Origin of the sequence: Aestuarium sp., from assembly GCF_023253315.1 — a bacterium.
GTDB classification, from domain to species: domain Bacteria; phylum Pseudomonadota; class Alphaproteobacteria; order Rhodobacterales; family Rhodobacteraceae; genus Marivivens; species Marivivens donghaensis.
This window is the reverse complement of the sequence record NZ_JALRGW010000019.1, coordinates 1-14,892: the sequence shown is the minus strand read 5'-3', so window position 1 is coordinate 14,892 and position 14,892 is coordinate 1. Positions and strand designations below refer to the sequence as shown.

General features: G+C 56.2%; 15 protein-coding genes. 6 read left to right on the top strand and 9 right to left on the bottom strand.

Annotated elements, in window-relative coordinates:
• Positions 1–3: 3 nt before the first annotated feature.
• Genes AC1QQ2_RS10270 through AC1QQ2_RS10260 form a run of 3 tightly spaced genes read right to left on the bottom strand, consistent with a single transcriptional unit; the run spans position 4 to position 2,178 of the window.
• Positions 4–678, bottom strand: coding sequence for a DUF1028 domain-containing protein (locus tag AC1QQ2_RS10270; RefSeq protein ID WP_479713054.1), 675 nt, complete (start codon positions 676–678; stop codon positions 4–6).
• On the bottom strand, positions 675–1,100 hold the full coding sequence (locus tag AC1QQ2_RS10265) for a RidA family protein (protein ID WP_105235183.1): 426 nt from the start codon (positions 1,098–1,100) through the stop codon (positions 675–677). The genes AC1QQ2_RS10270 and AC1QQ2_RS10265 overlap by 4 nt, the downstream gene beginning before the upstream one ends.
• A 1-nt stretch (position 1,101) precedes the next feature.
• Positions 1,102–2,178, bottom strand: coding sequence for an aromatic ring-hydroxylating oxygenase subunit alpha (locus AC1QQ2_RS10260; protein WP_479713086.1), 1,077 nt, complete (start codon positions 2,176–2,178; stop codon positions 1,102–1,104).
• 273 nt (positions 2,179–2,451) lie between these two features.
• Between AC1QQ2_RS10260 and AC1QQ2_RS10255 the strand changes: the two genes are divergently transcribed.
• Both AC1QQ2_RS10255 and AC1QQ2_RS10250 read left to right on the top strand, forming a co-directional pair.
• On the top strand, positions 2,452–3,708 hold the full coding sequence (locus AC1QQ2_RS10255) for a flavin-containing monooxygenase (RefSeq protein WP_479713053.1): 1,257 nt from the start codon (positions 2,452–2,454) through the stop codon (positions 3,706–3,708).
• Positions 3,709–3,721: 13 nt separating this feature from the next.
• Entirely contained in the window at positions 3,722–4,486 is a 765-nt protein-coding gene (locus tag AC1QQ2_RS10250; RefSeq protein ID WP_479713052.1) for a carbon-nitrogen hydrolase family protein, read from the top strand.
• Here the strand turns inward: AC1QQ2_RS10250 and AC1QQ2_RS10245 are convergent.
• The 6 genes from AC1QQ2_RS10245 to AC1QQ2_RS10220 all read right to left on the bottom strand — a co-directional run bounded on the left by AC1QQ2_RS10245 (position 4,473) and on the right by AC1QQ2_RS10220 (position 11,132).
• Positions 4,473–6,155: an amidase gene (locus AC1QQ2_RS10245; protein ID WP_479713051.1), complete on the bottom strand. Its 1,683-nt coding sequence runs from the start codon at positions 6,153–6,155 to the stop codon at positions 4,473–4,475. The two genes, AC1QQ2_RS10250 and AC1QQ2_RS10245, sit on opposite strands and share 14 nt — an antisense overlap.
• Before the next feature lie 319 nt (positions 6,156–6,474).
• Positions 6,475–7,080 carry a hypothetical protein gene (locus tag AC1QQ2_RS10240; RefSeq protein ID WP_479713050.1) on the bottom strand — a complete coding sequence of 202 codons (606 nt, stop codon included), beginning with the start codon at positions 7,078–7,080 and terminating at the stop codon, positions 6,475–6,477.
• Between the two features lies 1 nt (position 7,081).
• Positions 7,082–8,059 (bottom strand): ABC transporter permease, encoded by a 978-nt coding sequence (locus AC1QQ2_RS10235; RefSeq protein WP_479713049.1) that lies wholly within the window; start codon positions 8,057–8,059, stop codon positions 7,082–7,084.
• Complete coding sequence (locus AC1QQ2_RS10230; protein WP_479713048.1) at positions 8,052–8,978, bottom strand: ABC transporter permease; 927 nt, start codon at positions 8,976–8,978, stop codon at positions 8,052–8,054. Before AC1QQ2_RS10230 ends, AC1QQ2_RS10235 begins: the two co-directional genes overlap by 8 nt.
• Complete coding sequence (locus tag AC1QQ2_RS10225; protein WP_479713047.1) at positions 8,975–9,709, bottom strand: ABC transporter ATP-binding protein; 735 nt, start codon at positions 9,707–9,709, stop codon at positions 8,975–8,977. Before AC1QQ2_RS10225 ends, AC1QQ2_RS10230 begins: the two co-directional genes overlap by 4 nt.
• A gap of 82 nt (positions 9,710–9,791) precedes the next feature.
• Positions 9,792–11,132, bottom strand: a complete 1,341-nt coding sequence (locus AC1QQ2_RS10220) for a lysylphosphatidylglycerol synthase domain-containing protein (RefSeq protein WP_479713046.1) — start codon at positions 11,130–11,132, stop codon at positions 9,792–9,794.
• Positions 11,133–11,333: 201 nt separating this feature from the next.
• Between AC1QQ2_RS10220 and AC1QQ2_RS10215 the strand changes: the two genes are divergently transcribed.
• The 4 genes from AC1QQ2_RS10215 to AC1QQ2_RS10200 all read left to right on the top strand — a co-directional run.
• Complete coding sequence (locus tag AC1QQ2_RS10215; protein WP_479713045.1) at positions 11,334–11,711, top strand: PepSY domain-containing protein; 378 nt, start codon at positions 11,334–11,336, stop codon at positions 11,709–11,711.
• Positions 11,712–11,768: 57 nt separating this feature from the next.
• Complete coding sequence (locus AC1QQ2_RS10210; protein WP_479713044.1) at positions 11,769–12,440, top strand: response regulator transcription factor; 672 nt, start codon at positions 11,769–11,771, stop codon at positions 12,438–12,440.
• Positions 12,440–13,765: a sensor histidine kinase gene (locus tag AC1QQ2_RS10205; RefSeq protein WP_479713043.1), complete on the top strand. Its 1,326-nt coding sequence runs from the start codon at positions 12,440–12,442 to the stop codon at positions 13,763–13,765. The genes AC1QQ2_RS10210 and AC1QQ2_RS10205 overlap by 1 nt, the downstream gene beginning before the upstream one ends.
• 895 nt (positions 13,766–14,660) lie before the next feature.
• The coding region (locus tag AC1QQ2_RS10200) for a recombinase family protein (protein ID WP_479713042.1) at positions 14,661–14,892 on the top strand (232 nt) is incomplete at its 3' end.

Here is a 14,892-nt window from a genome sequence, read left to right as displayed (position 1 = left end):
CGCTTATTCGTCGCCCGGCACGCCGTACGACGGCGCCTCGCGTGGGTCGAGGGCGCGTTGGATATAGGCGTCGAGTTGCGGCTTGTAGATGTCCCACGCCGTCGCGATAGCCTCGATCGGGCAATCTTCAGTCCAGTCACACCTGAGGTCCGCCACGGGCCACGACACCATATCCACGATTTTCATGCCTGCGGAATGAACGGGACCTGCTTCGCCACCCGCCGCAAGGCCAGCCCGCATCGCAGCGATCAGCCGATCCCCCAGATGCCCCTCTGCCGCGAAAAACCCATCGACAATTGCCTGAGGAACACCGCTATCGGCGAGGAGATTTCCGCCAGAAGCAACGTTTTCCGCCTGCGCTTCGGACCAAATGCCCAGCGCATTGGGGCCAGAATGAATCGCGGTGCGTCCCATCGCATCGACCATGAGAACTTGGCGGTATTCGATGAAGGCACCGTTCTGGCGAATAAGCTCGAGCGCGTCTGGCGCGGACAGCCCCTGTCCCATCAGTTCTAGCCCCAGAGGCCCCAATGTCGGGTCGGTCACGTTCTGCGACGCGACAGCCCCTACGCCCGCCTGTGCATAGGAACAGCGAGCCGCGACGGCGGGCGAAGAGGATGAAATGGCGACGCCGAACATTCCCGTCTCAGCGCAGCGAGCAACAAGTGAGAACGTCATGCCTCGTCATCCGGAATAACGGCGGTTGCATCAATTTCAACCAGCCAATCAGGCCGCGCTAAGGCCGTCACAACAAGCCCCGTCGAGACAGGAAACACGCCACGAATATATTCGCCCATGGTACGATAGACGGCCTCGCGGTGGCGCACGTCGGTGATATAGACGACCACCTTCACGAGATGCTCCATCGTGCCACCCGCTTCTTCGATCAGCTGTTTGATGTTTTGCATGACCTTATGGGTTTGCTCCGCTGGATCGTGGCTTTCGATGTTCTTCGCATCATCAAGGTTCTGCGGACATTGGCCGCGCATCCAAACGGTCCGACCACCACGCGTTACCACGGCTTGGCACAGGTCATTGTCGAGGTTCTGCTCGGGATAGGTTTCTTTGGTGTTAAATTTGCGAATACGCGTATGGGCCATTTCAGTCTCCGCTCGATGCCCGACCCGTTTCGATACGGGACATAAGATAAGTAGCAAAATCGTAATTTGGTCGCTCGAGGTGGCTTAGGTGCCCCGGACGGGCGAGGTCTGAACACAGACCACGATAGACCTTTTCTGTGCAACCGCGATCCTCGATATTCACGTCGTCCAACAATGCCTTCAGAGCGGCAAAGTGGTCTTGAACAGATGGATCATCCTTAAAGTCATCCGACATGCCCCCGCCAAAGCGGATATGCACTTGCCCCGGCCCTTTGGGGTGCAGGGAGAGATACCAGAAATACCCGGGCGTCAGGGTGATCAGCAGACTGGGGTAAATCGCCAAGAGATAGGTCGTCCGACGCTCCTCACCTTTGAGACGGTCATTTGACGGATGCGCCATTGCGATGGTCAGGGATTCATCCTTGAGGATCGTATGGTAGTTGAACGCGGGCAATCCCGGTGGGCAGATCATATCCTCTAGCTTAGACAGTCCCCCAATCGTTCCTGCATGACAGACAGGCAGGTGGTAGCTTTCCATGAAGTTCTCAGCGAGGACTTTCCAGTTGGTGTCCCAAACGTGCTCTTCGTAGAAGGCCTCTGTGTAGGCTTCCATGTTATAGCCAGCGATCATCGCGTCGAGATCGGATAGAGCCTCTGCCACTGGGGCCACATCAGGATCGAGGTTCACGAAGACCCACCCGTTCCATTCCTCACAGCGAATATTCGGCAAGGCATATGCGTCTTTGCAGAACCCTTCGTTCAGGGTCATCGCAGGCGCGCCGCGCAGTTTGCCGTCCAGATTGTAGGTCCACGCATGATAGGGGCAGACGATCAGCTTTGCATTTCCCCGACCCTCAAGGAGCGTCGACATACGGTGAAGACACACATTCGACAGTGCCTTCAGGTCGCCATCACGGTCCCGAATGACAACGATCTGCTGTCCCGCCAATTCACAGGTCGCATAGTCACCTGCATTGCCCAGCGCCGATGAACGGCCCAAGCAGTACCAGTCCTTGCGAAAGATGTGCGTCAACTCCTCGGCTAGGAAGGCGTCAGAGGTGTAGACAGACGTGGGCATAGCGCGTGCGTTTTCAAACGGCACGGATACAGACTGCCGAAGTTCCTCAACTGGATCTAATGGACTGTCTTTTGCCACGGCTGGCACCTCATTCGTCGCTACCAGACAAACATGCGCCTCTGCACCTGCAAGTAAAAGAAATGGACTACCTTACCAGCGCTTAGCCTCGCTCTAAGCGGCGTTAGTCCGATCAAAAGCAAAGCTTCATCAAAACATGTTTTTAGTTCGCCAAATCCTACACCTAGGGTCGGGGCAACGAATGGGAGAACACAGATGGAAGTAATCAATACGGTTGTGGTTGGCGGCGGACAGGCTGGCATCGCGGCAAGCGAACACCTGACGAACAACGGTATTGAACATGTCGTCCTCGAAAGACACCGCATTGCAGAGCGGTGGCGGTCGGAACGCTGGGACTCTCTCGTGATGAATGGCCCCGCATGGCATGACCGTTTTCCGAACCTCGAATTCAACTGCCACCCTGACGCCTTCCCCGGTAAAGAAGACGTTGCCGATTACATGGTGGCCTATGCGAAGAAAATAGGCGCCCCGATCCGCACGGGCGTCGAAGTGAAACGAGTGAGCAAAGTCAAAGGCGGCTCGAGCTTTATCGTTGAAACCTCTGAGGGCCAGATTGAGGCCCGCCACATTGTTGCAGCGACGGGTCCGTTCCAGAAACCGATCATTCCGCCCGTGGTCCCCACGGATGCGCCGATCTTTCAGATGCATTCCAACAGCTACCACAATCCCGAACAGTTGCCCGAGGGGGCCGTTCTGGTTGTTGGCGCTGGGTCGTCGGGCACTCAAATCGCTGAGGAACTGCGTAAAGCTGGCCGTAAGGTCTATCTGTCCGTCGGTGCGCACGACCGCCCTCCGCGTCGGTATCGGAACCGCGATTTCGTTTGGTGGCTCGGCGTTCTGAACAAATGGAACGCTGACACCCCGAACCCTGGCACTGAACACGTCACCATCGCGGTCAGTGGGGCCGATGGCGGCAAGACCGTGGATTTCCGTAGGCTCGCCCATGAGGGCCTAACCCTCGTTGGCATGACCAAAGGGTATTCAGACGGCACCGTGCGGTTTGAAAATGACCTCATCCACAATGTGAACCGTGGCGATGCGAACTACCTGTCGGTTCTGGAAGAAGCAGACGCCTTTGTCGCGGCGAACGGCTTGGACCTTCCCGAAGAGCCAGAGGCAAAGATCATCCCACCTGATCCAGAGTGCATGGTGAACCCGATCCTTGACCTGAACCTCGCTGAACACGGGATCACGACAATTCTTTGGGCCACGGGGTATGCGCTGGATTATTCGTGGCTTGAGGCTGACACCTTTGATGAACGTGGCCGCCCGATCCATCAGCGCGGTGTGAGCAAAGAAAGAGGGGTTTATTTCCTCGGGCTTCCATGGCTCACTCGGCGAGGGTCTGCCTTTATCTGGGGCGCGTGGCATGATGCAAAGTTTGTCGCCGACCAAATCCAGATCCAGCACAACTATTCGGGCTATCATGGTGAGGCCGAAGTCATATCGTAGAGGGACATGATCGGTGAAAATCGGCGTTTATCAGGGACATGCAGTTGGCAAAGACATTGGAGATGCCTTTGCCGTGATTGAGGACACCCTCAAAGCGGCGTCAGCGGTTGGAACAGATATCGTCGTTTTCCCAGAGCTATTCATCCCCGGCTACAATCAACCCGACCTTCACCGCACCCTCGCGCAGCACTCTGGCGGTGAATGGGAACAGCGGTTTGCATCTCTTGCCGCGACGCACTCTTGTGGCCTCGTCATCGGTTGGGCAGAGAAGGACGGAGAGCGGATTTTCAACACCGCGTCAGCCTATGACGCGAGCGGCGCAAAGATCGGGCATTACCGTAAAATCCAGCTGTTCGGTCCCGTTGAAAAGTCGGTGTTTGAATTCGGCGACACCTACTGCACCTTTGACCTTGCAGGCACAAAAGTTGGCCTGCTGATTTGCTATGACATCGAATTTGCGCAGCATACTTGGGCGCTCCGCGAACTTGGTGTGGACCTATTGCTAATCCCCACCGCGAACCCGATCACCTTTGATAACGTTCCTGACCTGCTGGTACCTGCACGGGCTGCTGAGAATGGGATGGTGATTGCCTACGCAAACTACTGCGGGTCCGAAGGAAACGTCACCTACGGCGGCAAATCCGTGATCGTCGATGGCAATGGGGCTGTCATTGCCCAAGCAGGCCGTAGTCCTGCACTTCTCATCGCCGATCTCACGGAGGTCGCGCAACCCCTCTCAACCCAACATCAGGACTACCGCGACATCAGTCGAGCGTAGGAGGCACGCGATATCGCCCCGTCCGTTCGAACGCGGCAGCCAACTGTAATAGTTTCACATCATCCCAGCCACGCCCCGCGAATGTCAGGCCAGCGGGCATACCGATATCTGTAAGCATCCCCATCGGCACTGTCACCGTCGGTATACCCAAGTGACGGATCGCGAGGTTCCCATTGGCGACCCAGACCCCATTGCGCCATGCCCGATCAGCAGAGGCTGGGTTTATGTCGGCATCCGCAGGGCCAATATCGGCGACCGCGGGGAAAATGACCGCATCTAGGTTTTGACGATCCATCCAGTCCTCTAGGTCGATCTTCCGTGTCGCCTCAAGCCCCCTGAACCCGTCTTCAAGCTCGGGTATATCAAAGAAACTCTCGATGGGATGTGCCCGCGCGTGTTCGGGATACGTGGCTATATCATCGTCAAACCCGACATAGCGATCAGGGAGCGCACCTTTTGGTTGGGGGAAAATCTGGGCGCCGTCGACTTGGGTCAAACGGTTTAACTTTGGGTCATTGTTCGATCGCAAAAAATCATCCCACGCCCAAACCGAGAGGTCCATGATTTCGCGTTTCAGATACTCTGGCGTGACCAAGTTCCGCGTTTTGATCGATGGCGCCCCTACTCTGTCGCTCTCGTAGTTTGTGACAACAGGAAAGTCCGTCACAACAACGGTTCCGCCTTCGGCTTCAATCGCACTGCGCGCCGCGTTGAACAGGTCGATCATTGACGCCCGCGTTTGGATCTTTTGCCCTGTTGGGCCACCTATCCCCCCCTCGGGGTTCGATCCCGCCTCTGCGTCCTCGTTGATATACATCGCGGGTACGGCAAAGCGTTTCCCCTGAAGCAATGCGCCCTTTGTCAGGTCAGCATAAGAGACTGGCCGATGGTCCGACGCCTTGGGAATGTGAACCCACGGCTGGGATCGCCACAGGTCGCCCCGTCTGTTCGGATCATCCGCCACAATGACATCCAACACATCGAGCATATCCACCATGCTCCGCGTATGCGGCACCACGACATCCATCGTCGGGACGAGAGGCCAGTTTCCCCGAACACTGATCACGCCACGGCTAGGGGTATAGGCGCATAAGCCGTTGTTCGCTGCAGGTGCGCGTCCGCTGCTCCACGTTTCTTCACCCAGACCAAAGGTCGCAAAGCTGGATGTCGTCGCCGTGCCCGATCCATTCGACGATCCAGAGGCAAAGGCGGCAGTCAGATAATCGCGGTTATACGGGCTTTCCGCCCGGCCATAGAGTCCACGCTGCATACCGCCATTCGCCATCGGTGGCATATTGGTCAACCCGATCAAGATCGCCCCCGCCGCACGTAATCGTTCAATTGCAAAGGCATCGTCTGACGCGACCAAATCTGCAAAAGCAGGCGATCCACTGGCGACTGTGAGGCCCTTGGCCCGATAGCTGTTCTTTGCCGTATAGGGGATACCATCGAGACGCCCCAAGGTCTGCCCCTTTGCCCGCCTCGCGTCTGACGCTTTCGCCTCTTCCATCGCCGCAGGATTCAGAACAGGCACTGCATTCAAACAGGGCCCAGACCGATCATAGCGTTGAATACGGTCCAAGCACTCTAACACCAGTGAAACAGCCGTCACCTCGCCCGTATCCAGCATTTTGGCGAGATCTCTAATTGATGTCTCAACGATGGTCATGGATGTTTCCTTTCAGTCCGCGACCACAGTCCTACTGGAAGAAAACTTGGGCAAGTTAAAAGAACACCTATTGGGTTCAGGCGCCCAGAAGGCCTTTGACTTTAGCTGTCCGTCGAAAATTCTCGGTAAATCCTGGCTGTAGAATTCGATCAGCCGATTCTCTCGGGTTAGCAGAAACCTCAGGGGGTAAGGTAAACCAGCAGATGGCAGGCTTTGCTGGTTTTTGACACGCAAAGTTCAGTGCGTATTTTGATGACATAAAGGGCGGGAAGCGGTCATTGACTCAAGGGGCAGCCGATGACCGCTTTCAGCATTTATATCAGTCCGCTTGTTCTGCACCTCCAGCGTCTTTTTCGATCGTAGCGGTGACCGGGGCAGAGCCATCAAGTTGGAGGGATACGGAGACCTGTTTGCCAGCTTGGCTCGTGACATAGATCGAGTTCGGGTTGGCGCGTAGGTGGCCTGCTGAGTCCGAGGCATCAACATGGATACGGGCATCGCCGTTTGCTGGGACCGTCAGGTCTGGGTGAGCGATATAGGCTTCGGTCGCGCCGCTCTCATTGTCGGTCAGCATGTAGTAGAGCGTGAAGCCCGACAGGGGTGCTGCGCTGTCATTGATGACTTGGATTTCCAAGTGGTCATCAGCGTCTTTGTGCGCGACGGGATCAACGTTATTTTCGACCAAAAGCTCGCCGATGCGGAACGGGGCAGCGGTTGTGGAGGCGGTCATTGGGTCAGCCGCAAACACAGCATTGTCGTCTGCGAGGTCGTTCATGCCGTCGCCGTCGGTGTCAGCAACCATCGGGTCAGAATGGAGCAGCGCTTCGGCGTCGTTTGGCACACCGTCGCCGTCGATATCATTGCTTGCGGCATGCGCCATGGTGGAACCGAGGATCAGTGCGACTGCGGAAAGGGTAAGTTTCATTTTAGGTCTCCTTGATGAGTTTGTCGGGGTCGACGGGTCGGACGACGGCAATTGCGCCGAGTCCTAGGGTGAAAAGGATGAGGAAGATGAGATCGCCGCGTTTTTCATTGAGGACGTCAGCGAAGGGTTTTCCGGTGTAGGTGTCTTTGATGCCAAGCACCGCAAAGCTCAGGCGTTCGAAGTGTTTGGTGACAGAGGACACTTCGATGCCGTTGCGAATGGTTTCGTAAGTTGCGAAGCCACCTTTGATGCGGTCCTGTTCTGCTTTGGGGACAGAGAGGGCCGCGAAAACGCCACCTGCGACTTGGTTATCAGGATCCATGGTGTCGCCGATTTGGGGGGCGACGAGGACGATCGACATCCAGATTGCAAAGGCTGCGATGAGGCCGCTGATCACGGACTTCATCCAGAGCGACAGTGCAAAGCCGATTACAAAGATGGATGAGACGTAGAGCGTTGATGTGCCCCAGGTGAAGATGATCCGTGTTACATAGTCAAAGGTCAGTCCCACGCCAGAGAGGGCCGCAAGGACGAGTGTTGCGATACCAAAGACCGCTGCGAGGGACAGAGCCGAGAGGACGACGCCACCCAGTACCTTTGCAACCAGGATCTGCCACCGACGGATCGGGCGGGTGAACACCAGAGCCAGCGTTTGGTTGCCGCGTTCGCTCGCTGCGGCGCGGTAGCCCGCGACGAGTGCGATAACAGCGCCCATGATCTCGATCTGTTCAATCGTGCCGCGCAGGAGTTTCAGAGGGTAGAATTCTGGCGCTGCAATCGCGTCAACGGATTTCCCCAAAGCCAGCAGCTGTGCGCGGGCTGCGTCATAGGTCGCAACATAACCATGAAGCGCGATCGCACCTGTCACGAGGGAGACGACAGCCGCCACGGTTAGAGCGAGTGTTGCGATGAGAAGGAAGCGGTCTCTGAAAGCGGCTTGGAGATCGCGTTGGACAATAGCGGAGATAGGGTTAGTCATCTGCGCCTCCCGCAAAAGATAGGTGAGACAGGCCGTTTACTGCGACAAAGGCGCTGGCAAAGAAGGCGATGAGAAAATCGGCCAATGGCATAACCGCACCGCGAGGGAGGGCTCCGTCAGGCAGGAAGCCCAGCAAATCCGCAGAGATGTATTTGTAGCTTTCCGCGAACGAGAGAGGGCCGAACACGACGCCCAACCAGTGGAACACAGTCATGTCAGGGGCTGGAGCGAGCGCCGACACAGGGTTGATCGCGGCTGTGGGGTGGATGTTGCCCGTAAGCGCGGGAAGAACAAAAGTCACCGACAGCCACAAGATGCTCGCGACCAAGAGGCCCGTTGCGGCACCGTGAAACCGAGCGGCTGCACCCAATGCAACGAGGCCGAAGAGCGCCATATACGCCCAGCTGATCACGAAGAACTCGACCAAGTGCAGCGCATCCGTGCCAGAAATATGAACGTTGGGAAGGATGATGAAGGTCGCAACAGAAATGATCGCGCCAGCCAGTGTCATTGCGCCAGTCGCCAGAGCGAGCGCCGCGATTTTTCCGCCGACGTAATCAGTGGCAGGCAGAGCCCGTGAACCGATGAGAGGGAGAACACCTGCCCTCCGATCGGTTTCAATCAGGCTCTGCCCGACCACGATTGCCGCGAAACACCCGATCAAACTAATGTAGATCGAAAGGTTGCGCAGCAGACCGAGTGGAGAGGTCTCGGTCACGGGGTTCGGTGGAACGGGTTGTCCGGCAGCTTGCAGATAGGCCGCAGCGTCGGCGTAGATCGCATTCACGGTCGAGGTCGCAGACCAGCCGAGATAGGCAGAGATCATGACCAACACGGTAAAGATACCGCCGATCAGCCAGACCGTCTGCTGACGGGCCAATGCCGTCAAGGATTGATTGGTGACGGTCAGGGCGCTCATGCCGCGACCTCTGGGGCGACAGACATGTAGAGCTCTTCGAGTGCGTCCTCAGTGTGATAGCGTGCGGTGACGGCCTCCATGCTGTCTTGGAACACCAGTTTGCCGTGCGACAAAACGCCGATGGAGGTGCAGCTGCGCGATACTTCGGACAAGAGGTGCGTGTTCATGAAAATCGTCATGCCTGTTGCGTTCAGAGCGTCGATCACTTCGCGCAACATGCGAACGCCCATCGGGTCGAGGCCAGATGTCGGCTCATCAAGGAACAGGATCGACGGACGGTGCAGGATCGCCTGCGCAATCCCAACGCGCTGACGCATCCCCTTGGAGAACTGACCGACCTTGCGATCCGTCAGTTCTGTGATGTTGAGGAAATCGAGGACTTCGCGAACGCGGTCTTCAGGAGTTTTTACGCCCGACAGTTTCGCAAAGAACATCAGGTTCTCGGCAGTGGTGAAATTGTCATAGAGACGGACGTTTTCAGGCAAATAACCGATTGCGCCACGCACGCCCATCGGATCGGAATTTAGGTCAAAGCCACCGATGCTGGCTGATCCGCCCGAAGGTTCAATGAGTGTGGTCAGCAACCGAATGGTTGTGGTTTTGCCCGCGCCGTTATGGCCGAGAAAACCAAACACTTCGCCCGTTGGGATGTTCAGGGTCAGGGGATGCAATGCGACCGACGCGCCATATCGGACCGTCAGTCCTTGGGTGGTGATGGCCAGTTGGGTCATGCGATTTCCTTTCGTTTGACCCTATTTGGGCTAGGAAATCTGCAATCGATTGGCCGGATTTTTACAGTTCTGTAAGAACCACCTATTGTTTGAAAAATTTGCCGAAGGGCAAAAAGATCAGGACGAAAATGGCGAGGGTCATTGCGCCTTCACGGTCTGCGGAATCGAGTCCAAGTTCGATCATTCCAGCGATCAGAACCACGATGGAAAGCCAGTAGGCCCATTTGCTCTGCCGCAGAAGAAACAACGACATGAATACCATAAGGCCACCCGCGAGTGCCGCAAATCCATTGCCAAACTCGGACAACATCACGCCGACCATGTCCCCTTCGGCCACCATTGAAGTGTTCAGCCAAGGCACCAGCGCAGATGCGATCAATACCATGCCGCTGCCGAATACGACGGTCGCGATGAGGCTTGGGGCGAGTTGGTCGACCGAGTTGAAGGCAGGCAATAGTTGTTTCGAGGTAGGCCCTGTGATGCGCGACAAAAGCCCACCCGCATTGCGCAGTTCATTCAGTGCGATCACCGCAAACCCGATGCCAAACGGTAGCAGATAGTAGATAAAGCGGAAAAGCAGCAACGCGGCGGCCACCTCTGTCGGCGAAACGGTGGAGGGCATAGCTGCAAGCACAGCCGTTTCAAACACGCCAACACCGCCGGGCACGTGGCTCAGCACACCGACCATCGTTGCCGCGGCATAGATCGCAACGAGCGTCGCGAAATCAGGCTTTCCTGCTGGCAACAGGAGCCAGAGGGTAAACGCAGCCGCAAAGACGTCGAGAAGGTTAACCAAAAACTGTCCCGTCAGAACGGGCGCCGACGGAATATCGATGCGGAACTTCCCAACGCTCAGTGTCCGACCGCTAAACGCGAAGGCATAAAGAACGACGAGCATCGCCACCATCGCGCCCAGTGATCCCCAGCGGATCACGGTTTCGGACAATGGCAAGGCCGACCCAAGCGCACCAGGGTGGATTGCCAGTGCTCCTGTGCCGATGATGGTCAAGCCGATGCCAATCGCTGCGGCGATATAGGTCGACAGTGCCGCGACTTCGATCCCTGACAGTCCGTAGACCGAATAGATCCGATACCGTACCGCGCCGCCAGATAAGAAGCTGACCCCGACAGTGTTACCAAAGGCGCAGCCCAGAAACCCGCCCAGCCCAACAACGCTCGCGGGGAGTTTGTGTCCAATCTGGCGAAGGCCCCACCAGTCATACCCTGTCAAAGCAAGGTATGCGACGGCAGTTGATGCAACTGCGCCTAAGAGCGTGATGGTTGGCGTCGCACGCATTTGCGCTTTGACAGCGGCCATATCGACCGAATGAAGAAGGTGGGTGAATGCGAAAATCCCCATACCAAAGAGCACAATGGCGATGATTGCGGTCCATGTATGGTTGGTCTTGGTCGTGGTGGTCATAGTTCTATCCCGTAGCTTTGGGCTGCTTATGACCTTACACGATATGAATGCACTCTCCGCGATCTTACAAAAATGTAAGAAACCCACAATCCAAAGCCAGAACCTTTACGCGATTGTATCCCGACCGAAAGGTGATCCCCGAAACCACCTCTTAGGTTTGTTCTGCAAGCGATGACTTGCACTGAACCTAAGGAGACTGAAATGAAACGTACTTTGATCCTCGTAACTGCCCTGACTGGCTTTTCGGCTGTTCCTGTCATCGCAATGGCGGAACAGTCCACCGATGACGCTGCACTTCTTGCCGCGTCGAGCATGACAGTTGAAACCGCAGGTCAGAACGCGCTCAAAGCTATTCCTGGCAAATTGATGGCGGTTGGCCTGAATGACGAAGATGGGCGCGGCGTGTTCGAAGCGACAATCGTTGCGGCCGATGGTCAGGTCTGGATGGTCAAACTTGATGCTGCAAACGGTGACATGCTCGGCATGGGGCTTGCCAACCTGATGGACGACGAAGGTGACGGCGGCGATCAAGAAGGTGATAGTGAAACAGGGGATGAAGGCGGCGCCGAACAGGGCTAACCTCATCTTTAGCGCCCCGATCCAGTCGGGGCGCATAACTCAAAGAGCTTGAACGTAATGAAAATTCTACTGGCCGAAGACGACAAAGAAACCGGATCCTACCTCCAAAAGGGGCTGTCGGGCGAAGGTCACACCGTCGATCTCTTGTCTGACGGCCGCGAAGCGCTGACCCAAGCCATGTCCCAACCCTATGACCTCATGATCCTTGATCGGATGATGCCTGGGCTGGATGGTCTTTCGCTTTTGAAATCCGTTCGGGCGGCGCGCATTGAAACGCCGACCATCCTTCTGACCGCCATGGGCAGTACCGACGACAAGGTCGAAGGGCTCCGTGCAGGGGCAGATGATTACATGGTCAAACCCTTCGCCTTTGTTGAACTGCTCGCCCGTATCGATGTGATCGCCCGTCGTCCCGCTCTCAAAGAAGAAATCACCGAACTGGTTGTGGGTGATCTGCGGCTCGATCTTCTGCGCCGTGAACTAGTCCGCGAAGGTCAGGTGATTGAACTGCAACCCCGTGAATTTCTACTTCTGAAATACTTCATGGAGCGCCCAGGCCGCGTTCAGACCCGCACAATCCTCCTCGAAACTGTGTGGGGGCTGCATTTCGACCCCAAAACCAGCGTCGTTGAAACCCATATCAGTCGCTTGCGGACAAAGATCGATAAGCCGTTTGAAAAACAACACCTCGTCACACTGCACGGCGTTGGATACGTTTTGCAGCCATGATGCGGTCACTCTCATGGTCGATGCGGTTCGCAATTGCCGTATCCATTGTTTTTGCAACGGGTGCTGTCCTTACGGGCAGCATCGCCTACGTTTTGCAGGCCGGCGAGTTAAAGAACCGTTTGAATACGGATGTTCAGGCCATGGCTCTCGGTCTGGCGCAGGAAACATCGCCTGACGACCTAAAGGAACAGATCGCAGTTCAGCTGTCCGTCGCAACCAAAGGCGAGCTTGTCTTGGCCTATCTGGACAACCAGACCCAGCAGGTAACGGGCAACCTCCAAGGCTTCACCCCATTCTCGGGGTTTCAGCAGATCAAAGCGACTGATGTAGTCCTAAGAGGCGTGTCTGCCGACCAAGCCCCCGAGGGCTACTACGCTTTTGGCATGCCGCTCCCAAATGGGTGGTTGGTCGTCGGTAAAGATGATGCTTGGGTCGTTGAAGCGGGCGAGATTATGTTCCGCACGACCGCGTGGAGCCTCTTTGCGGCTCTCTTTTTTACCGTCGGCTTTGCGTTCTTTATCGCTCGACGGAACGAAATTCGGATTTTGCAGATCGAAGAAGTTCTGTCCGATGTTGGGTCGGGCAATCACGAACGCCGCATTGCGGTTACAGGGTCAGATGACCTGACGCGGCTGTCTGAAGGGATCAACAAAACCTTTGACCAAATCGAGGCTGGGATCGATGCGATCCAGCAGGTTTCAACAGACGTTGCCCACGACCTACGCGCCCCGCTGTCGCGCCTCCGCATTCGGTTGGAGCAACAAGTATTCGATCCAGATATGCCCGACGCGACAAAACAAGAGCTCGGAAGTGCCCTGATCGAAATCGACGGAATTTCAGAGACCTTCGATGCGATCCTGCGGCTCTCTCGGTTGCAATCGGGTGCCGTTTCTCCAGCGTTTGAAGAGGTCGATCTTGGCGAGCTTTGTGACGAGGTTCAGGAAATCCTAACTCCCATTGCTGAGGACGCAGGGCATACCCTGCTGCTCACCAAAGGCACCACGGTAAGCGTGCGCGCCGATCGTGATCTTCTCATGCAAGCCCTGATCAATATGGTCGACAACGCGATCAGACATTGCCCTGCGCCCGCTGCCATCACCATTTACAGTGATGAGACAAAATTTGGCGTTCGCGACACTGGCCCAGGCATCCCCGAAAATATGCGGGATCGCGTGCTGCAACGGTTTGTTCGATTGGACCAGAGCCGCAATACCGCGGGCTCTGGCATCGGTCTAAGCCTTGTCGCAGCCATCGCCCGAATTCATGACGCAGAGTTGCACATCGACGATGCGAAACCAGGGGTCGATATCGGTATTGCGCTGTAAATAGCGGCACAAATGCGCGACAGGTCTAGGTATGTTTGTAGTAGGCATAGCGTTCCCTTCAGACACTACGCCCACCACATCCTCGGCAACTTACCAATAGACCCCATACCATACTCTGCCCCGCCATTTACCTGTTACTTCGGGGTCAACCTCTCGCTGCGGCACATGACCTGTTCGACTTAGAAACAGCCATCTGCTGTTTGAGGATAGAACGTCCGCTTTGGGCCGTAAGCCCCGTTGCCTCTCCGCTTCACCCCGTTTACGTCTCCCTATGGTAGCAGACAGCGAGGCTTCTTTATTGGACGCGGCTACGAGCGCACCCTTAGAGGTCGGGATATCACGGTAAGGCGCGCTCGCATGAAGATTGGCTCCCTTCGGGGGGCCATTTTTCGTTGTGTGCATCCTTTTGTGCGCGGCACCTACAGTATCTCACCTCGCCAAATTCCATAAAACTCGAGGTTTAGGGCGCTTCGCGAAGCGCCCATTTTGCGCGCCAATGAAAGTCGCTCCAATGGCGACCATCTGTCGAAGTAAACAGATCTGTTTAGATTCCCGCCGTTCGCAAAGAGTCTTCCGGATTTTAGGGGGAGCAATCCACAATTTCCCGCAAAGAGAGAGTTTGAGAGGGGTTCCCAGGCGGTGCCGCCTCCCTATCCTGGAGGTATCAGACCACAGGAGAGACGCTTTGGAACACAACGACAAGAGATCAAAATTGGAAGGGAAAGGCAAAATTTCCTCATCCGCCCCTCTTGTCATTTCGCGGCCGGATGATCATCCTTTGATTGAAGCGACAGTGAGGCTCTTAGCCAAACACGCTGCATGGGTAGATTGTACCGCCTCACTTAAAGGCGGTGACGATCAATGACGCTATTCCCTTCTCGAAGGATGTAACGCTATGCCCGCATACCGTGCCGCTATCTACGCCCGCTTTTCCAGTGACCACCAACGCGATGCCTCAATCGAGGACCAGTTTCGCGTGTGCCGCCAATTGGCGGAGAGCAAAGGTTGGACCGTTGTTCGAACCTTTGCCGACCGCGCCATCTCTGGCGCAACCCAACATCGCCCGCAGTTTCAGGAGCTTCAGGCAGAGGCCAAAGCAGGCCAGTTCGATATCGTCATTTCAGAGA